Source organism: Blautia sp. Marseille-P3201T (assembly GCF_900120295.1).
In the GTDB taxonomy this organism is placed as follows: Bacteria; Bacillota; Clostridia; order Lachnospirales; family Lachnospiraceae; genus Blautia.
This window is the reverse complement of record NZ_LT635470.1, coordinates 617,402-636,683: the sequence shown is the minus strand read 5'-3', so window position 1 is coordinate 636,683 and position 19,282 is coordinate 617,402. Positions and strand designations below refer to the sequence as shown.

19 protein-coding genes and 2 pseudogenes are annotated in these 19,282 nt (G+C 35.9%); 17 read left to right on the top strand and 4 right to left on the bottom strand.

All coding sequences use genetic code 11. The annotated features are described in order from the left end of the window. The first annotated feature begins 13 nt into the window (after positions 1 to 13). The 6 genes from obgE (at position 14) to BQ7352_RS11410 (ending at position 3,762) form a co-directional block, all read left to right on the top strand. Complete coding sequence (gene obgE, locus BQ7352_RS11435; protein ID WP_072449349.1) at positions 14 to 1,306, top strand: GTPase ObgE; 1,293 nt, start codon at positions 14 to 16, stop codon at positions 1,304 to 1,306. An 18-nt stretch (positions 1,307 to 1,324) separates the two neighbouring features. Continuing rightward, positions 1,325 to 1,615, top strand: a complete 291-nt coding sequence (yhbY, locus tag BQ7352_RS11430; protein WP_072449348.1) for a ribosome assembly RNA-binding protein YhbY — start codon at positions 1,325 to 1,327, stop codon at positions 1,613 to 1,615. Between the two features lie 26 nt (positions 1,616 to 1,641). Further along, a complete protein-coding gene (gene nadD / locus BQ7352_RS11425; RefSeq protein ID WP_072449347.1) occupies positions 1,642 to 2,280 on the top strand; it encodes a nicotinate-nucleotide adenylyltransferase in 639 nt (212 codons plus the stop codon). Next, positions 2,270 to 2,881 carry a bis(5'-nucleosyl)-tetraphosphatase (symmetrical) YqeK gene (yqeK, locus tag BQ7352_RS11420; protein ID WP_072449346.1) on the top strand — a complete coding sequence of 204 codons (612 nt, stop codon included), beginning with the start codon at positions 2,270 to 2,272 and terminating at the stop codon, positions 2,879 to 2,881. The genes nadD and yqeK overlap by 11 nt, the downstream gene beginning before the upstream one ends. Beyond that, entirely contained in the window at positions 2,871 to 3,221 is a 351-nt protein-coding gene (rsfS, locus tag BQ7352_RS11415) for a ribosome silencing factor (protein ID WP_072449345.1), read from the top strand. Before yqeK ends, rsfS begins: the two co-directional genes overlap by 11 nt. Positions 3,222 to 3,309: 88 nt before the next feature. Next, positions 3,310 to 3,762, top strand: coding sequence for a GNAT family N-acetyltransferase (locus BQ7352_RS11410; RefSeq protein ID WP_072449344.1), 453 nt, complete (start codon positions 3,310 to 3,312; stop codon positions 3,760 to 3,762). A gap of 33 nt (positions 3,763 to 3,795) precedes the next feature. On the opposite strand, the gene lexA is transcribed toward BQ7352_RS11410, so the two are convergent. Next, on the bottom strand, positions 3,796 to 4,422 hold the full coding sequence (gene lexA, locus BQ7352_RS11405; protein ID WP_072449343.1) for a transcriptional repressor LexA: 627 nt from the start codon (positions 4,420 to 4,422) through the stop codon (positions 3,796 to 3,798). A gap of 219 nt (positions 4,423 to 4,641) precedes the next feature. Between lexA and BQ7352_RS11400 the strand changes: the two genes are divergently transcribed. The 7 genes and pseudogenes from BQ7352_RS11400 (at position 4,642) to BQ7352_RS11370 (ending at position 10,004) form a co-directional block, all read left to right on the top strand. Next, positions 4,642 to 4,971, top strand: coding sequence for a LysM peptidoglycan-binding domain-containing protein (locus BQ7352_RS11400; RefSeq protein WP_072449342.1), 330 nt, complete (start codon positions 4,642 to 4,644; stop codon positions 4,969 to 4,971). A 98-nt stretch (positions 4,972 to 5,069) separates the two neighbouring features. Further along, positions 5,070 to 5,600, top strand: coding sequence for a hypothetical protein (locus tag BQ7352_RS11395; protein ID WP_143143395.1), 531 nt, complete (start codon positions 5,070 to 5,072; stop codon positions 5,598 to 5,600). Between the two features lie 75 nt (positions 5,601 to 5,675). Beyond that, positions 5,676 to 6,023, top strand: a complete 348-nt coding sequence (locus tag BQ7352_RS14910; protein ID WP_072449340.1) for a transposase — start codon at positions 5,676 to 5,678, stop codon at positions 6,021 to 6,023. Further along, positions 5,974 to 6,831, top strand: a complete 858-nt coding sequence (locus BQ7352_RS11385) for an IS3 family transposase (protein WP_083429900.1) — start codon at positions 5,974 to 5,976, stop codon at positions 6,829 to 6,831. Before BQ7352_RS14910 ends, BQ7352_RS11385 begins: the two co-directional genes overlap by 50 nt. 172 nt (positions 6,832 to 7,003) lie before the next feature. Continuing rightward, positions 7,004 to 8,395 (top strand): LTA synthase family protein, encoded by a 1,392-nt coding sequence (locus BQ7352_RS11380; protein WP_072449339.1) that lies wholly within the window; start codon positions 7,004 to 7,006, stop codon positions 8,393 to 8,395. 184 nt (positions 8,396 to 8,579) lie between these two features. Next, positions 8,580 to 9,473 (top strand): aldose 1-epimerase family protein, encoded by an 894-nt coding sequence (locus tag BQ7352_RS11375; protein WP_072449338.1) that lies wholly within the window; start codon positions 8,580 to 8,582, stop codon positions 9,471 to 9,473. 18 nt (positions 9,474 to 9,491) lie between these two features. Further along, positions 9,492 to 10,004: pseudogene (locus BQ7352_RS11370) on the top strand (ferritin). A 63-nt stretch (positions 10,005 to 10,067) separates the two neighbouring features. Here the strand turns inward: BQ7352_RS11370 and BQ7352_RS11365 are convergent. Both BQ7352_RS11365 and BQ7352_RS11360 read right to left on the bottom strand, forming a co-directional pair. After that, the gene (locus tag BQ7352_RS11365; RefSeq protein WP_072449337.1) at positions 10,068 to 10,751 is read right to left on the bottom strand and encodes a FadR/GntR family transcriptional regulator; all 684 of its coding nucleotides are present in this window, start codon (positions 10,749 to 10,751) and stop codon (positions 10,068 to 10,070) included. A 236-nt stretch (positions 10,752 to 10,987) separates the two neighbouring features. Then, on the bottom strand, positions 10,988 to 12,169 hold the full coding sequence (locus BQ7352_RS11360; RefSeq protein WP_072449336.1) for an ISL3 family transposase: 1,182 nt from the start codon (positions 12,167 to 12,169) through the stop codon (positions 10,988 to 10,990). 301 nt (positions 12,170 to 12,470) lie between these two features. On the opposite strand from BQ7352_RS11360, the pseudogene BQ7352_RS11355 reads away from it, so the two are divergent. Beyond that, a pseudogene (locus BQ7352_RS11355) lies at positions 12,471 to 13,823 on the top strand (GntP family permease). A gap of 101 nt (positions 13,824 to 13,924) precedes the next feature. Here BQ7352_RS11355 and BQ7352_RS11350 read toward each other — a convergent pair. Next, positions 13,925 to 15,187: an IS110 family RNA-guided transposase gene (locus BQ7352_RS11350; RefSeq protein ID WP_072446909.1), complete on the bottom strand. Its 1,263-nt coding sequence runs from the start codon at positions 15,185 to 15,187 to the stop codon at positions 13,925 to 13,927. Between the two features lie 295 nt (positions 15,188 to 15,482). On the opposite strand from BQ7352_RS11350, the gene ilvD reads away from it, so the two are divergent. The 3 genes from ilvD to BQ7352_RS11335 all read left to right on the top strand — a co-directional run bounded on the left by ilvD (position 15,483) and on the right by BQ7352_RS11335 (position 19,245). Then, positions 15,483 to 17,204, top strand: a complete 1,722-nt coding sequence (gene ilvD / locus BQ7352_RS11345; RefSeq protein ID WP_072449335.1) for a dihydroxy-acid dehydratase — start codon at positions 15,483 to 15,485, stop codon at positions 17,202 to 17,204. A gap of 113 nt (positions 17,205 to 17,317) precedes the next feature. Beyond that, positions 17,318 to 17,992, top strand: a complete 675-nt coding sequence (locus BQ7352_RS11340; RefSeq protein ID WP_072449334.1) for a response regulator transcription factor — start codon at positions 17,318 to 17,320, stop codon at positions 17,990 to 17,992. Continuing rightward, positions 17,989 to 19,245 carry a sensor histidine kinase gene (locus BQ7352_RS11335; protein WP_072449333.1) on the top strand — a complete coding sequence of 419 codons (1,257 nt, stop codon included), beginning with the start codon at positions 17,989 to 17,991 and terminating at the stop codon, positions 19,243 to 19,245. The genes BQ7352_RS11340 and BQ7352_RS11335 overlap by 4 nt, the downstream gene beginning before the upstream one ends. Positions 19,246 to 19,282: the final 37 nt, after the last annotated feature.

Genomic DNA, 19,282 nt, shown 5'->3' with positions numbered 1-19,282 from the left:
GAAAGAGGTAAATATGTTTGCAGACAGAGCGAAAATTTATATCCGCTCCGGAAAAGGCGGCGATGGACATGTAAGCTTCCGCAGAGAGCTTTATGTGCCAAATGGCGGTCCTGACGGCGGTGACGGCGGAAAGGGCGGAGACGTTATATTTGAAGTAGATAAAGGCATGAATGCACTGACTGATTATCGTCATAAAAGTAAATATGCTGCAGGTAATGGTGAAGAGGGCGGTAAAAAAAGATGTCATGGTGCAAACGGAAAAGATATTGTATTAAAAGTACCGGAAGGTACAGTTATTAAAGAAGCGGAAAGCGGAAAAGTAATTGCAGATATGTCCGGAACAAATACAAGACAGGTCGTATTAAGAGGCGGACGCGGAGGAAAAGGAAACCAGCATTATGCAACAGCAACTATGCAGGTGCCGAAGTATGCGCAGCCGGGACAGCCTGCACAGGAGCTGGAGGTACAGCTGGAACTTAAAGTAATTGCTGACGTAGGATTAATTGGATTTCCAAATGTAGGAAAATCCACGTTACTTTCCAGAGTAAGTAATGCCAGACCGCAGATTGCAAATTACCATTTTACAACCTTAAATCCACATTTGGGTGTTGTAGATTTAGAAGGCTGCAATGGCTTTGTTATTGCGGATATCCCAGGTCTGATTGAAGGCGCTTCAGAAGGAGTGGGATTAGGACATCAGTTTTTACGACATATTGAAAGAACAAGGGTATTAATTCATTTGGTAGATGCAGCATCTACAGAAGGAAGAGATCCCATTGATGATATATATAAAATTAATAAAGAATTAGAAGCTTATGATCCTGAGCTTATGAAACGTCCTCAGGTAATTGCGGCAAACAAAATTGATGCTGTATATGAAGGCGATGAAGATCCGGTACAGAAAATCCGTGATGAATTTGAACCTCAGGGTATGAAAGTTTTTGCAATATCTGCTGTAAGTGGAAAAGGCTTAAAAGAACTTTTGTATTATGTCAAACAGCTGTTAGATACGATTGATAAAGAACCAATTATTTTTGAACAGGAATTCTTCCCGGAAGATGTATTGATTACAGAAAATTTACCATATACAGTTTCTCGTGATGAAGAAGATGAGCATGTATTTATTATTGAAGGTCCTAAGATTGAAAAAATGCTTGGCTATACAAATCTGGATTCAGAAAAAGGATTTTTATTCTTCCAGAAGTTCTTAAAAGAAAGCGGAATTTTAGATGACCTTGAAAAGGCAGGCATTGAAGAGGGCGACACTGTTCGAATGTATGGTTTTGATTTTGATTACTATAAGTAATAGAAGCAGGAGAGGAATATGACAAGCAAACAAAGAGCTTATTTAAAAGGTCTTGCCATGACAATGGAACCAATTTTCCAGATTGGTAAATCTAGCCTGACACCGGAAAATACAGCTGCAGTGTCAGAGGCTTTAGAAGCAAGAGAGCTGATAAAAATCAGTGTACTTCAGAACTGTATGGATGATCCAAAAGAAATCGCTGCAGTTTTAGCAGAACGTACACGTTCTCAGGTTGTACAGGTTATTGGTAAGAAAATTGTTTTATATAAAGAAGGAAAAGATAACAAAAAGAAGATTTTTCTTCCTTAAAAAAGAATATTAAAAGAGGGTTGGCTATGTGGGAGAACAGGAAAAAGATCGGAATTATGGGAGGAACTTTTGATCCTATTCATATAGGGCACTTGATTTTAGGAGAAATTGCCTATGAGCAATTTCAGCTAGATAAAATACTATTTATGCCGGCCGGTAATCCGCCTCATAAGAAAAATCGTAAAGACAGAGCCAGTAATCAGCAGCGGGTGGAAATGGTAAAAAGAGCTATTGCATCAAATCCTCATTTCGAATTATCTTTAGAAGAAATGGATAAAACAACTTATACTTATACCTATGAAACTCTGGAAAAGCTGAAAAGACAAAATCCGGATGCAGATTATTATTTTATTCTAGGTGCAGATTCTTTGTATGATTTTGAAGAATGGAAAGAACCTGGGAGAATTTTACAAGCATGTACGGTTCTTGTGGCAACTCGAAACCACACAAGCCATGAGCAGTTAAATAGCCGGATTTCTTTTTTGAAAGAAAAATATCAGGGGAAAATTGAAAAAATGAATTCTCCAACTATAGATATAGCTTCGAAAGATCTTCGTGCCCGAATTGCTGAGGGAAACCCTATTATTTATTATGTACCTGATGAAGTGGCTTCTTACATCAGAGAAAATAATATATATAAGGATTGTGATAAGCATGAAATATGATTTTGCTGAAATTGAAAAAAAGCTGAAGAGATATTTAGATAAAAATCGTCTAATTCATACGCTGGGTGTTATGTATACAGCGTCTGCGCTGGCGATGGCACATGGAGTAGATATGGAGCAGGCGCAGATTGCCGGTCTTCTTCATGATTGTGCAAAATGTATTTCCAATAAAAAAAAGCTGAAGCTTTGTATGAAAAATAATATTGAGCTTTCACCATCTGAGAAACAAAATACATTTTTAATTCATGCAAAGCTGGGAGCGCATATTGCAAAAGAACAGTACGGGGTATCAGATTTTGAAGTGCTTTCTGCAATTCGATGGCATACAACCGGAAAAGAAAATATGACAAGTTTGGAGAAGATTGTGTATATTGCAGATTATATTGAGCCTGGCAGGGATAAAGCTCCTCATTTGTCATGGGTAAGAAAGATAGCGTTTATGGATCTGGATGAATGTATGTATTATATTTTGAAGGATAGTTTAAGCTATCTGGAAAGAAATACAAAAGTGATAGATCCTGCAACGCAAAAGGCTTTTTATTATTATGAAACATTGCACCTTGGGAAAAAACAGAAAGGATTGAGCAAGCATGAACAGTAAAGAAATCGCACGTATAGCCTGTGAAGCTATGGAAGATAAGAAAGCACAGGATATTAAGATTATCAATATTGAAAAAGTATCTTCACTGGCAGATTATTTCATTGTTGCAAGTGGAATGAACCGTAATCAGGTACAGGCAATGGCAGACAATGTGAATGAAGTGCTGGGAAAAGCCGGTGTGGAGCCGAAACAGTTAGAGGGTTATCAGAATGCGAATTGGATATTGATGGATTACAGAGATGTTGTTATTCATATCTTCGATGAAGAAAATCGTTTATTCTATGATTTAGAACGCATTTGGAGAGATGGTGAAATCGTAGAAAGAGAAGCATTAAACTAAGCGCAGAAAATATAGCAGAACAGTAAAGGTGAGTTTCTATCATTTTGCTGTTCTGTTTCTTATTGCATAGGAAAAGGAATAAAAAGTTATGATGATTAGAAAATATCAGGAAAAAGATTGTAAAGAGTTGGCAAAACTTTTTTATGACACAGTTCATTTTGTGAATTGTAAAGATTATACGAAAGAGCAGCTGGATGTATGGGCTACGGGAGAAGTTGACATGGAAAGATGGAATGCTTCTTTTTTAGAACATGATAGTTTTGTAGCTATAGAGAAAGATAGAATTGTGGGTTTTGGCGATATTGACAGGACGGGTTATTTAGACAGACTTTACGTACATAAAGATGTTCAGGGAAAAGGAATTGCAACTGCACTTTGTGAAAAACTGGAAAATGCAGTATCTGCAACAAAGATTGTAACCCATGCTTCTATTACAGCAAGGCCGTTTTTTGAAAAAAGAGGATATCTTTTAATAAAAGAGCAGCAGGTTTTTCGAAAAGGAATTGCATTAACAAATTATATTATGGAAAAAGAAAAGTAAGTTCTTTATTTTTAAAAGAACTTACTTTTCAGATTAACGCATAAAACGGAAAACGCCAATAACTTTTCCTAAAATTTGGAAAAATTGGTCTTTTTCTATGATAATAGGATCCATCGTGTCATTTTCCGGCTGGAGTCGGATATGTTCTTTTTCTTTATAAAAAGTTTTTACAGTAGCGGAGTCTTCTACGAGAGCTACAACCTTTTGACCATTCTCAGCAGTTGGCTGCTGTTCCACAATTACATAATCACCATCAAAAATACCTGCATTAATCATACTATCTCCCTGAACAACCAGCATAAAAGTTTTATTATTAGGCATATATTCAGAAGGAATAGGAAAATATCCATCAATATTTTCCACTGCTAAAAGAGGCTGACCGGCAGAAACCTTTCCGACAATCGGAACATTTACAGTCTCACGACGTACTAGATTAAAGTTATCGTCTACAATTTCAATAGCTCTTGGTTTTGTAGGATCTCTGCGGATATAACCATTTTTTTCTAAAGTTTCTAAATGAGAATGTACAGAAGAAGTAGATTTTAAATGCACTGCTTCACAAATTTCTCTTACAGAAGGGGGAAATCCCCGGTTTAAAATTTCATTTTTCATATATTCTAAAATTTCAGATTGTTTCTGACTAATCTTTCCATATTCCATACATCGTACCTCCGGGATACATTTTAAGAAACTAAAATGTAATACTATGCAATAATCATATCATATTTTTTTTGATAATGCAAACAAATATTCGGAATATGTGTTCGGTATTTTATCGAATATGTGTTCGAAAAATGTTGACAAACGTACGTTCTTATAGTATTATAAATTCATGACAAACAAATGTTCGTAATTGCGGCAGATTAGGAGGATTATGGTATGAATAAAAGAGTAAGAAAAGAAAAAGTTGGAGCAAAAGGATTTTTTATTGCAGTTCTGGCAATAGGATTTCTTGTATTTCTTTTGTTTCAGACATCAAATATAGCGAATGCAGGAACACCAAATTCTGTTCGGCATAAATATTACACCAGTATAGAAATTGAAAAGGGAAGCAGTTTGTGGGAAATAGCTGAAGAATATATGTCAGAGGAATATGCTTCTGTGGAAGAATACATTAAAGAAGTAAAACAAATTAATCATTTATCAGAAGATTTAATTTATGAAGGTGCATATTTATGTGTTCCATATTATTCATCGGAGATAAAGTAAGGGTGAGAGCTTATTAACTATAATGAAACTACATTGAAAAATCCATTATTATGTCGTATAATGTAGAACGTTAGTAAAGGATAGGAGTACATATGATAATGGATTTTTTAGTTGATAAGAAAAAAATATTAGAAAAAATTGAAATCAGTCGTAAGGGAGCTATTCTTTCTCTTGTAGGCATATTTCTTTTTTTGGTAACGTACAAGTTGTTACCAAAAACATATGCAACGTTTGAAAGTAATATAAGATATTGGATTATTTGGGATATACTGTTATGTGCTATCTGTGGAATTAAAATACAATTAGCAGAAAAATGGAATGGTTATTTCGCTTTTTTTATGATAGTATTTTCTCCTCTAGTTAGTTTTGGGTGTATAGAAAAAGGCGTTGGAAACAAGATAAGTTCTATGCAAACATTAGTGATTGCTTTGAATTATTTGATTTGTTTAACAATATATTTACTGATTTATTTTTTTTCTAACAGTGTGAGAGTATCGATAATGATGGGAAGCGCATTGTTTTGTATTATAGCGCTTACAAATAGTTTTGTTAATGAATTTAAAGGAAATTCCATTAGAATTTCAGATGTTTTTTCGATAAAAACAGCAGTAAATATAATGGTCTCATAAATTAAGACACTTTTTCGGACATTTTTTAATGAATCTGATATACTAAATTCAGTATGAAAGAGAGGATTCATAATTATGTCCAGACAAAGAAGAAACTTTAGTGCCAAATTTAAATCAGACCTAGTAATTGAGCTACTTAAGGGTGAAAAAGATCTCAACACCCTGGCAACTGAAAATAATATCCAACCAAACCTGCTTCGCAATTGGAAGAAAGAATTTCTGAATAATGCTTCGGCTGTATTTGATGACAAGCGTGAAGAAAATCTCAAAGAAAAGCTTGCCGAAGAACGCAAAGAGAAAGCAGAGTATGCGAAAAAGGTTGGTCAGTTAACAATGCAGGTTGACTGGCTCAAAAAAAAATCTGAAGAAATTTGTGGACCAGACTACGAGAGTAAATTTAGTCCGAAACCTTTTGACGACTAAAGAACTCCCTGCTTCTGTTGGAGCAAAACTGCTCGATATTAACCGTACAAGCATTTATTATAAAAGCTTGCCCGTCTCAGAAGAAGAGTTGGAATGCAAAGCGATTATTGATCATCTGCATACAGACAATCCAACTTGGGGAGCAAGGCAAATGTCGGCACAGCTGAAAAACAGGGGATATCATGTGGGACGCCGCAAAGCACGTCGGTATATGAATGAAATGGATATTTGTCCTATTTATCCTAAAATGAATCTTTCTAAGCGTATGCAACAGGCCAAAGTATGTCCATATCTTCTACAAAATGCCGTAATTGATGCTCCGAATCAGGCATGGTCCATTGATATTACCTACATTCCAATCAAGCACGGATTTCTTTATTTAACTGCTGTTATTGACTGGTACAGTCGTTGTATCGTTGGTTGGGAAGTTGATGATACCCTAGATACCAGAATGGTTATTAACGCTCTTAAAAAGGCATTTAAAACAGCAAAACCGCAGATTTTAAATTCAGATCAAGGGTGTCAGTTTACAAGCCAGCGATACATTGACTTTGTGAAAGAAAATGGCATCCGTCAAAGCATGGATGGAAAAAGTCGCTGGGCTGACAATATCATGATTGAGCGTTGGTTTCGCAGCTTCAAGTATGAGGAAGCGTATCTGACGCAATACAACAACATCAAGGAAGCAAGAACTGCTATTGGTCGCTATATTCACACATACAACTTTGAGCGATGCCATTCTGCCCTTGGTTATAAAACACCAGCTGAATGCTACTATCCGGCAATGCTTCTGCCGTATGTAGCTTAATGCATATACGGATCAGGGACCTTTTCTCTGATTCCAGGTAACTACCAATCATATCAGTTCATTATAAAAACCTTAGATTTTTGTCTTGACAACTGAACCACTATAAAATGTAGCGGGAGGGTATGAATATCTTTTTACAGAAGATAGAAGTACTATTTTACTGGTTAGTATAATGCTTATTTTTCTTGCTTTTCATATAGACTATAAAGAAAAATTGAATATAAACAAACTTGGTTTAAGGATCCTGACAGGTGTTCTTTGTATAACTCTTTTTTTTACTGTATTTAATCAGTCATTTATAGAAAAAAAGAATTTAAAACCCTATATTTGGGAATTGGCGCAGAGTGCAAAAGATCATGGTAGCTTATTGGACTTTGTTGCAAGTTTTTCTTATTTAAAAGCAGAAAAACCTGAGAATTATACGAAAAAAATGGCCAATTATATCGAACAAGAGGGAGCAAAACACTATAAAGAAAATCATAGTATGTTAAAAACTGCAAAAGAGGATTTTCCAGATATTATAGTTATAATGAATGAATCGCTAAGTGATTTGGAAAGATTTGATGCGTTAAAGCTAAATGGCAAATGTTTGGAATACTTTCAAGGCATGGATAACAATGTAATTCGTGGAAATTTGTCAGTACCTGTGTGGGGAGGATTGACGGCTAATACGGAATTTGAATTTATAACTGGTTTTTCATATAGTTTTATGCCGTCAGGAGTGATGGCATATCAGAACTATGTAAGAGAAGATACTTATAATCTTGGACAGTATTTAAATCAAATGGGCTATTATTCTATATTTATGCATCCATATGAAAAAAGTGGTTGGAATAGAAGTAATGTGTATTCTATGTTTGGATTTGATGAAGCGTTGTATATTGATGACTATAATCAGAAAGATTTAATTAGAGATAAAGTGTCAGATTCAGCTAATTATAAAGAAGTCATTGAACGTTATAAAAAAGCCAAGGAAACAAATGATTCAGTTTTTATTTTTAATGTTACTATGCAAAATCATGGTGGGTATACATCTGATGATATAGAAAAAACAATTAAAATTTTAGATCCTGAGGGAGAATACCCGAAAACGGAAGAATATTTGAATTTAGTAAAAAAGTCAGATGAGGCTTTTAAAGAATTGATTGATTATTATGAACAATGTGAAGAACCGACTGTTATCTGCATGTTTGGAGACCATCTCCCGGTTATTGAGGAAGAAATGACGGAATTGCTGTTAGAATCGGGAAGTGGAGAAGAAATAGAAAAAAAGGCAAGAAAATATCAGACTCCATTTTTAATATATGCAAATTTTGACATAGAAGAAAAGGATTATGAAAATATAAGTTGTAACTATTTGCAAACTTTGTTAATGGAAACTGCAGGATTACCATTAAATACATATCAACAATATTTGGGAAATCTGTATGAAAAATTTCCTGTGATCAATCAATTTGGAGTAAAGGATTTTCAAGGAAATTGGTATACATGGGAAGAAGCCAGCCGATTTGATGAAATTAAAGAATATGAAATGGTACAATATAAGAACCTCTTTGATTCATAAGTTTACTGTAGTGTATAGAATAATTGAATAGATGTAGTGTAAAATACTATTTTGAAAAAAATATAAATAGGACAAGATACAATAGATTAATAAATCAGGGGGGAAATGCCTTGTATATATATATTTACTGTGATAAACTAAAAAGAGTATAAGTTGTACAAGTAGAAAAAAAGGAGAGTCAGCTATGTATACAATCGAAAATCAATACTTGAAAGTAGAAGTATGTAAAAAAGGAGCTGAGCTGCAAAGCATTTTTGATAAAGAGATGGGAAAGGAACTTCTGTGGACTGCAGATGCAAAATTTTGGGCTCGTCGATCTCCTATCTTATTTCCAAACGTAGGACGTCATCATGAAAATCATTATCTTTATAACGGAAAAGTTTATGAGGCAATTCAGCATGGGTTTGCCAAAGATATGGAATTTGCCTGTGTTAAAGAAACAGAGGACACTCTGTCTTTCCAAATTCAGGAAACAGAGGAAACAAAAAAATATTACCCATTTTCTTTTACATTAACTATTACATATAGAATTCAGAATAAAAAGTTAGATGTAATCTGGAAAGTAGAGAATAAAAATGCAGATACTATGTATTTTACCATTGGAGGACATCCTGGATTTAACGTTCCAATTTTAGAAGATACTTGCCAGACAGATTATAAATTGTTATTTAAGAATAAAGGAGAATTGGAATATTGCTTAGTGTATGGAATGACAGGTACTGCTGATGAGAAGAAAACATATAAGCTTCCTTTAGAGCCTTACGGAGAATATGAAGGATGCAATATTACAGAGCATATGTTTGATCATGATGCACTAATTTTTGACAATTCACAGTTATCTTGTGTGGGAATTGGCTATCCGGATGGAACACCATATATTATGATGGATTGTAGTGGATTTACAAATTTTGGTATTTGGAGTCTTCCGGGAGCGCCTTATATTTGTCTGGAGCCTTGGATGGGAAGATGCGACAACTATGGGTTTAAAGAGGAAATTTCTCAGAAACCGGATATTGTTACATTAAAACCGGAGGAGACTTTCCAGCTGGGATATAGTGTGACTGTATATAGCAAGTAAAAGAAAGAAGATGGAAAGATGTTAGATGTGAAAGTAACAGAATTAATTAATACTCAAATCAATAAAGAATTTTATTCTGCATATTTATATATTGATTTTGCGAATTTTTATAAAAATAAAGGATTGGATGGATTTTCTAACTGGTATATGGTGCAGGCGTAGGAAGAACGAGATCATGCTATGTTATTTTTAAAGTATCTTCAGAATAACAATGTGAGAGTTGTTTTGGAAGCCGTTGATAAACCGGAAATTCCTATGGAAAGTTTAATGGATCCTTTGAAAGCAGGATTAGCTCATGAGGAATATGTAACAGGATTAATCAATACGATTTATGACGCTGCTCAAAAGGCGAAAGACTTCAGAACTATGCAGTTTTTAGATTGGTTTATTAAAGAGCAGGGCGAAGAAGAAACAAATGCTCATGATTTAATTACAAAGATGGAGCTGTTTGGAACAGATCCTAAAGGACTTTATATGTTAGATAATGAATTAAAAGCTCGCGTTTATACGGCGCCTTCTCTAGTAATATAAAAGAACAGGGTGTGGCAGAATAAAAAAATATAAAATGCCATACCCTTTATAAAAATAATTTGTTTAACTAAAAATTCTTTTGCGATTGTATACTAAATGAAGATACATTGCATCTTGGGCACGAATAATATCATGATTTCGAATAGCCTCTGTAATATCTCTATGTGTTTCTATGGTTTCCTGTATTAGATTGCTGTTTGTTAATTGTATAAAAAGAGGAATGGAACTGTTGATAACAGGAATAAGACGTGGAACCACAAGGTTTTTGCTGCTCATAGCAATAGCAGTATGAAATTCAATATCTTTTTCTGTATGATTTTTTTCACTTAAAATCAAAGTTTCAACTTCTTTACATAATTGGGAAATTTTTTCAATATCTTTTTCCGATGCATTTGCCGCAGCCATTCCTGCAATAGAAGGTTCCAGAAGAAAACGTACGGATAATAAATCCTCAGCAAGCTTTTGCTTATTTTCTATAAATGTAAATCCAAGAGGGTCATTGATAATTCCCGGAGAGGAAGCAATATAAGTACCGGAACCTTGTCGAATAGTTACAATGTTTCTTGAAGCTAATAATTTCATGGCTTCACGGATAGAACTACGTCCAACTCCCATTTTTTCTGCAAGTATCGACTCATTTGGTAATTTATCATTCGGTTCTAGATGATTATTTAAAATGTAAGACACGATGTCATCAGATAACTTTTCAGGTAAACTTTTCTCATTATCAGTTGTAGAATTCATCATATCATTTTATCTCCTTCTTTTACTAAAAATTTACCATTATAGGATAAAATACAAAAAAATAAATGTCAAATAGTAAAAATACATAAAAAAACAGATAATAAAGGTTCTATGTCAATAGTTGGGGCGGGATTTCCTGAATTCCGCTCCATAGCTGTATTTGGAGGTGTTTTTTTGTTTGCATGGAAAAAATCAAATTTATGGCATGGCAAACAAACCTTCAAGCACCCACCTTGTTTTTAATTGTCTGTTACAAGAAAAATACGAGTTCTGAGACGTTCAAATTTTCGAATTCCATAGGAAATACGTTTCAGAACTTTTATCTTATTGTTAAATCCTTCTGTTGGTCCATTGGTGATATGTGGATATTTAAAAGCATGAAGGATTTCTTTTGCCCAGTTCCGGTAGGTTCTGGCACATTTTTCAAATTCCACCAGACCGGAAGTCTCAGCTGCTTTTATCCAGTCAAAGAAATCTTTTCTCTGCCGGGAATATTTGTGGTCCTGACAGATATCATAAAATTTTTCTTTCAGGAAATGTGCCTTGCGCAGGTCATCGTTATAAAGCAGCATAAGGTCACAGGCTTTTTTGTTTTCCTCATTTAACTTCTGGTATCTGGTAAGGATGAGACGTTTACTCTTTTTGTAATACTTCCGCAGGGAAGAAGGCATGGAACGCTGCAGTCTTTTGCGGACACCTTCAATTGCCCATGTAACCTGCCGGATAAAATGATATTTGTCAATGATAATCTTGGCATGGGGAAAATAAATTTTTGCCAGTTCCGTATAAGGAGTCCACATGTCGCATACAAAATATTTTACACGATACCGTTCTGTTTTTGGGACAGAAGAAAAATAAACAGCCAGATGCCCCTGTGTCCGGTTGGGGAGGATATCCAAAATGCGGTGTTTTATGGGATCTGTCAAAATACACTGGTATTTACCGGTATCCGCATTTCCTTTGAATTCATCAATAGAAAGGACTTCGGGAAACCTCCTGCGGGAATAGGAAACCGTATCCAAAACCCGGTGAACGGTAGAAGGGGAAACATTGGCAGAGAGAGAAAGCTCCTTAATACTTTGATTTTTATGCAGGGAGTCTGCAAGAAAAGCAGTCAGCCTGGAGGTACGCTGGAAATAGCGTGGTAAAAAAGAATACTTCTCATAAAAATGTTTCCCACAGCTGCAGGTATATCTTCTCTTTCTGAGCACAAGATAGCAATGTTTCAATTGGAGGGGAAGATCCTTGATTGTCTGGGAACGGTAATCATGGATTTTTTTTGTGGAAGCACCACAGTGGGGACAAATTTGTTGTGAGGGTTTGGTTTCGAGATAAATTTTAACAAAAGAGTCCGCATGAATAATTTTTTTTACAATTACCCCTTCCAAATTTAGTAATTGATTGATACAATGATTATGAATAGTTCATACCTCCTAGTGTCTGATAGTAATGTGTGGGTGCTGGGAGGTTTTTCTTTTATTTTAGCGCAAAAAATAAATGATGGGAATATGGAAATAAACCATACCCCAACATTTATTATAGAACCATAATAAATTGTTAAATATTACGGATTGATTTTTTGAAATAAAAATTTTATTATAAAATCATCAGATGTATTTAAGGGAATACATAAAAAATTGAACTTTAGAAAGGAAAAAGCAATAAAATGGTCAGATGTATTTTAAAGAAGAAAAATTTCTATAAGGAGGAGGGAAGCAAATAATGGAACCAGTATTTCAGGCAGATCCAACACGCTTAATGATTGCTTCTATTGTTGGAATTGCATTACTTCTATTCTTGATTATTAAATTTAAATTGCATCCGGTTATTTCTATGATGATTTCTGCGATTGTCATTGGTATTGGCGCAGGGATGCCTTTACAGTTGATTAGTGAAACCGTGGAAAAGGGTGTTGGAAAAACTTTGCAGGGTATTGCACTTTTAATTGGACTTGGATCCATGTTTGGAGGAATTTTAGAAATCAGTGGTGGTGCACAGCAGATTGCGCAGACATTGATTAGAAAATTTGGTACAAAAAAAGCCGGATGGGCTTTAGGGCTTACAGGGCTTGTTATTGGTACAACTGTATTTTTTGAAGCAGGAGTTGTTATTTTAGTGCCGATTGCTTTTAATGTAGCAAAACAGACAAAGAAGTCTACGTTGTATTATGCAATTCCTTTACTGGCCGGACTGGCTTCGGGATATGCCTTTGTTCCGCCGTCTGCAGGTTCTGTTTTAGTTGCCAATGTCTTAGGTGTAAATTTAGGAACTATGATTGCAGTCGGTATTCCTGTCGCTCTTGTCGCTACAATGATAGCAGGAATTGTATGGGGAAAAGTTATTGGAAATAAAATTTTTACAAACCTCCCGGAAACAGTAAAAGAACTGGATGAAGAGAAAAAAGAGCTGCCTTCTTTTGGAATTGTTTTTACAGTTATTGCCATTCCTATTGTATTAATTTTACTTAGTACCATTTCTTCATATTTATTAAGTTCTGAACAGGTGATTGCTGTGCTGCAGTTTTTAGGTGAGCCATTTGTGGCATTAACCATAGCAACTTTAGCAGCTATGTACCTTCTGGGAACCAGAATGGGATACGACAGAAAACAATTGAAAATGGTATTGGATCGCTCTTTAAAACCGGTGGGAATGATTTTGCTTGTGATTGCCAGTGGAGGAGTTATCCGCTGGATGCTGTAGGACTCAGGTTTAGGAGAAATGATTGGACCATTATTGGAAAAAAGTGGAATGCCATTGATTTTAATCGGATTTTTTATTGCTTTTTTAGTAAGAGCAGCTGTAGGAAGTTCCATTGTGGCTATGACTATGGCATCCGGAATTATGGCTGCGATGCCGGCAATCGCAGATTGTTCTATGCTCTATCGTGCAGCTTTATGCTGTGCTATCTGTGGCGGAGCTACTGCATTAAGTCATGTAAATGACGCTGGATTTTGGCTTGTAGGGACATTCTTGGAGATAGATGAAAAAACAACATTAAAATCATGGACTGTTATGGAGACATTAATTGGAATAACAGGACTTGTTCTTGGATTAGTAATTTCTATTTTTGCTTAAAGGAGGAAACTACTGTGAAAGAAAGTAGAGGACAGCCAACAAATGGCGTACTTTAATAAGCTGTCTTATGGCAGCCTTTGAAAAATTATTATTTTGAAAAGCTAGGAAGCTAATTGTGATTCAGAAAGAATTCCTTCTCTGATGAGCAGTTTCTTAGCCTGTTTGATAGCCTTTTCCTTTTGCTTTTCTTTCAAAGGTTCAGGTATATCAATCTTGTATAAATCGGTCGGATTCCACGCTTCACCAGTGGACAGCATCTGATAGATAGCAGTGAGAATCATCCGGGCGATGGCAATAATGGCTCGTTTTTTACCACGGCGCTTCATAATACGTTCATATTTCTGTTTATAGTAAGGAGACTTGTCGGATTTCACGGCTGCATGAGCGACTTGCACCAATGCAGGTTTGAGGTAGACACCGGCACGTGTTATCCTGACAGATTTCTTCTTACCAGCAGATTCATTGTTGCCGGGAGTCAGTCCTGCCCAACAACAGAGGCGTTTGGAATTAGAAAACGGAGTCATATCGGTACCAATCTCGGAGATAACAGTAATTGCACTGTTACGGTCAACACCCGGAATGGTACACAGTAACTGGACAGCATTTTCATAAGGGGCAATCAAAGAATCAAGCATAGTGTCTATATCATTGATTGTAGATGTGATATAATCCAGATGTGCGCGGACGAGGCGCATACGGTATTTTTGGGAATCGGTCATCTGATACCCTTCGATGGATTCAATGACACTGTCAGACTTTTTCTTTAGGGAACGGAGAAGTCTGGAAGCTATTTCTTCGTGGTTGATGGAATTGTCGGATCGTTCAATCAGGTAGTCAATAACAGATGTAGCTGATTTCCCAAAGATATCGGAAACAACCGAATCTAATGCGACATTACAGACAGTAAGCGCATTCTGATATCTGTTCTTTTCGCTGGTACGGCAGGAAGTCAACTTGTAACGATATCTTGTGAATTCACGCAAGATACGGATTGGTTTACAAGGGATATAGCTCCCAGGAACCAGACCTAATCGAAACAAATCCCCAATCCATTTGGAATCTTTTGTATCATCCTTGTTACCTTTGACTGCTTTTACCCATTTGGGGTTGGCAATAGTGACGTTGATATCGTCTTCCAAGAGATTGAATACAGGAACCCAGTATTTACCGGTAGATTCCATACAGACATCCCGACATTGGTTTTCAATCAGCCAATTTTTGAATTGCAGGATCGAATTGTTGAAGGTGGAGAAACGTTTCTTTTGGTAAGAAGGTTCTACTCCGGAAATGGTTTTAATGATTGTGGCAACGAGAAAAGATTTGTGAACATCGACGCCACAGCAGGTTTGATAAACAACTTTCATGGTCAAAACTCCTTTCAAAGTGAGATAAAGAAGCCATTGACTGCTCCACCACACATTTAACAGAGAAGTTAAAACAATTCTTACTGTACGGTCTAAAAGAGCCACTTATTTGTGCTTGAAAGATGGAACTCACACTGATTATTATGCTGTCTAAAACCGAAGAAAGTCTTTACGACTCACCTCCCCGTGCTTTGTAGTATAACTTCTTTAACAATTATTTTATCAGTAACGTGGGGGATTAAAAGACTTTCATTACTATTTGTGCCGCCGACTTGGCGGCGGAATGGAGATTATTATGAGTTTAAAAAGTCAGGAATTAAGAAAAATTGCACCGGAATTAGATCCGCTTCGTTTGGGAACAGGATGGAAGCTGGAAGATTTATCAAAACCTCAGATTATTATTGAAAGCACATTTGGGGATAGTCATCCCGGAAGCGGACATTTGTTAGAGTTAGTAGAAGAAGCCAGAACAGGAATTGCAGAAGAAGGTGGATTTGGAGCACGCTATTTCTGTACAGATATTTGTGACGGAGAAGCTCAGGGGCATGATGGAATTAATTATTCTCTGCCTTCCAGAGATATGATGGCAAATATGATTGAAATTCATGCAAATGCAACACCTTTTGATGGAGGAGTATTTATTGCCAGCTGTGATAAAGGAATGCCTGCTCATTTAATGGCAGTGGGAAGAATTAATATTCCTTCGATTATTGTAACCGGAGGTGTTATGGATGCGGGACCTGATCTTTTAACATTGGAGCAGATAGGAAAGTATAATGCTATGTGTGAAAGAGGAGAAATTTCAAAAGAAAAAATGGAGTTTTATAAACACAATGCCTGCCCATCTTGTGGAGCATGTTCCTTTATGGGAACTGCTTCTACTATGCAGATTATGGCAGAAGCTTTAGGTCTTATGCTGCCTGGAAGTGCTCTATTACCGGCAACTAGTAAGGATTTAAGAGAATTTGCCCGGAAAGCAGGAAAACAGGCTGTTTGGCTGGCAAAGAATAACCTGACGCCGGATAAAATCGTAACAATGAAATCTTTTGAAAATGCAATTATGGTACACGCAGCAATTTCAGGTTCTACTAATTCATTGCTTCATCTTCCAGCTATTGCAAAAGAATTCGGCATTGACATTGATGGTGAAACATTTGACCGTCTGCATAGAGGTGCACATTATTTGTTAAATATCCGTCCGGCAGGAGAGTGGCCTGCTCAGTTCTTTTATTATGCAGGTGGAGTACCTACAATTATGGAAGAAATTAAAGATATGCTTCACTTGGATGTTATGACAGTTACAGGTAAAACTTTAGGTGAAAATCTGGAAGAATTAAAGAAAAATGGATTTTACGATAAATGTCAGACATATCTGGATAAGTGGAATTTAAAAAGAGAGGATATTATTCGTCCTTTTGAAAAACCTTTTGGAACAGATGGAAGTATCGCTATTTTAAAAGGAAATCTGGCACCTGACGGAGCAGTTGTAAAACATACAGTTGTTCCAAAAGAAATGTTTAATGCTGTTCTTCGAGCAAAACCTTTCGACTGCGAAGAAGATGCTATTGAGGCAGTGCTGACACATAAAATTCGGCCGGGTGATGCAGTAATCATTCGTTATGAAGGACCAAAAGGAAGTGGAATGCCGGAAATGTTTTATACCACAGAGGCAATTGCATCAGATGCAGAATTAGGTGCAAGTATTGCTCTTTTAACAGATGGAAGATTTTCTGGGGCTTCTAAAGGGCCTGCAATCGGACATATTTCACCGGAGGCTGCACAGGGAGGACCGATTGCCCTGGTGGAGGAAAATGATTTGATTGAAATCAGTATTCCAAACCGCATTCTCCAGATTGTGGGAGTGAATGGCAAGAAAAAGACGGAAGAGGAAATTGCAGAGATTTTAAAGAAAAGAAAGAAAAATTGGCAGCCAAGGAAGAATAAATACGAAAAAGGTGTTTTAAAACAATTTGCTGATAAAGCAGTTTCTCCAATGAATGGCGGTTATATGGAATAGAGAAAAGAGAGTTGTTGCGTGAAAAAATGCAGCAGCTCTTTTTGCAAATTTTTAAGTTTGTTTAAAGTTTTTGTAGTATAATCAGTACACAGAAATTTTTGGAGGAATGGAAAATGAGACTATTACTTGCAGAAGATGAAAAAGCACTTTCAAAAGCACTTACTGCAATTTTGGAAAGAAACAATTATGCGGTAGATGCTGTTTATGACGGGCAGGCTGCTTTAGAATACTTAGAGGCAGATAATTATGATGGAGTTATTCTTGATATTATGATGCCAAAAGTAGATGGGATTACGGTGTTAAAAGAAATTCGCAAGAAGGGCAATTTAATCCCTGTTTTATTACTGACGGCAAAATCAGAAGTTGATGATAAGGTGGAAGGATTGGATGCAGGTGCGAATGATTATCTTGCAAAACCTTTTCATTCAAAAGAATTACTAGCGAGAATACGTGCCATGACACGTATACGAACAGGGCAAAGCAGTTCTACTCTGCAATTGGGAAATGTTGTTTTAAATCGTGCAACTTTTGAACTTTCTACGCCGAAAGGAAGTTTTCGCTTGGCCAATAAGGAGTTTCAAATGATGGAGCTTTTGATGAGTAATCCAGATACCCTTATCTCATCAGAAAGATTTATGGAAAAAATTTGGGGTTATGACAGCGAAGCAGAGATTAATGTGGTTTGGGTTTATATATCTTACTTGAGAAAGAAACTGGCTGCATTACATGCAAATATTCAAATTAAAGTAACCAGAAGTTTGGGGTATTCTCTGGAGGAAGTTAAATGATAAAAAAATTACGAAAAAAATTAATTTTTGTGTCTATGTTCTCTCTTTTTATTGTTCTGTTTATACTTATGAGCTTTATAGGAATATTGAATTACAATAAACTTGTTACAGACGCGGATCATGTACTTTCAATACTAAAAGAGAATAATGGAAAATTTCCGGAAAAGGGAGAGAACATGGAACCGCCAAAACCACAGGGAAAACTTCCGCAAAAAAATCTTTTGTTTTCTCCTGAATTGCCTTATGAGTCGCGGTATTTTTCGGCTGTCTTAAATACGGAAGGAGACATTCTTTCTGTAGAAGCAGGAAAAATTGCTACAGTGAATGAGGATACAATTATAGAATACGCACAGGAAGTCTGGGAAAAGGGAGAGAACAAGGGGTTTGTTGGAAATTACCGATATTTATTATATTCTTCAGAAACAGAGACACGTGTTATTTTTCTGGATTGCGGAAGAAGTTTAAATACTTTTTGGATGTTTTTAGGAACGGGAGCTGCAGTATGTATTTTGGGATTTTTGGCAGTATGTTTTTTAATGATTTTTTTATCTTCATATATTGTAAAGCCCTTTTTAGAAAATTATGAAAAACAAAAGCAGTTTATAACGGATGCCGGTCACGAATTAAAAACGCCTTTGACAATTATTGATGCGGATGCAGAGGTTTTAGGAATGGATTTAGGAGAAAACGAATGGCTTCATGATATACAAAATCAGACAAAACGACTTGCAGATTTGACAAATAATTTGATTTTATTAGCCCGTATGGAAGAAGATGGAATGAAACTTCCTATGTTGGAATTTCCTCTTTCTGATTTAGTGGAAGAAACAGCAGGGAATTTTGAAACGTTGGCAAAAGCACAGAATAAGACGATTTTAAGTAAAATACAACCGATGATATCCATGCTGGGGGATGAAAAGTCTATTCGTCGATTAGTTAGCATTTTTTTAGATAATGCTATAAAATATTCAGACGAGGGAGGGGAAATTCTACTAACATTGGAAAAACAAAAAAATCATATTTATCTTTCTGTTTACAATACCACAGAATTTATTTCGCGAAAAGAGACAGAACACTTATTTGATCGTTTTTATCGAACAGATAAATCAAGAAATTCTGAAACAGGTGGATATGGTATTGGTTTATCAGTTGCAGCAGCCACAGTAACTGCCCATAAAGGAAAGATTTCTGCAATGACTGAAGATGAGAAATCTCTGAAAGTTACAGCTATATTTCCAGTTACGATAAAATAATTTGAAGAATTTATTTTCATTTTAAGTTTGATTAAGG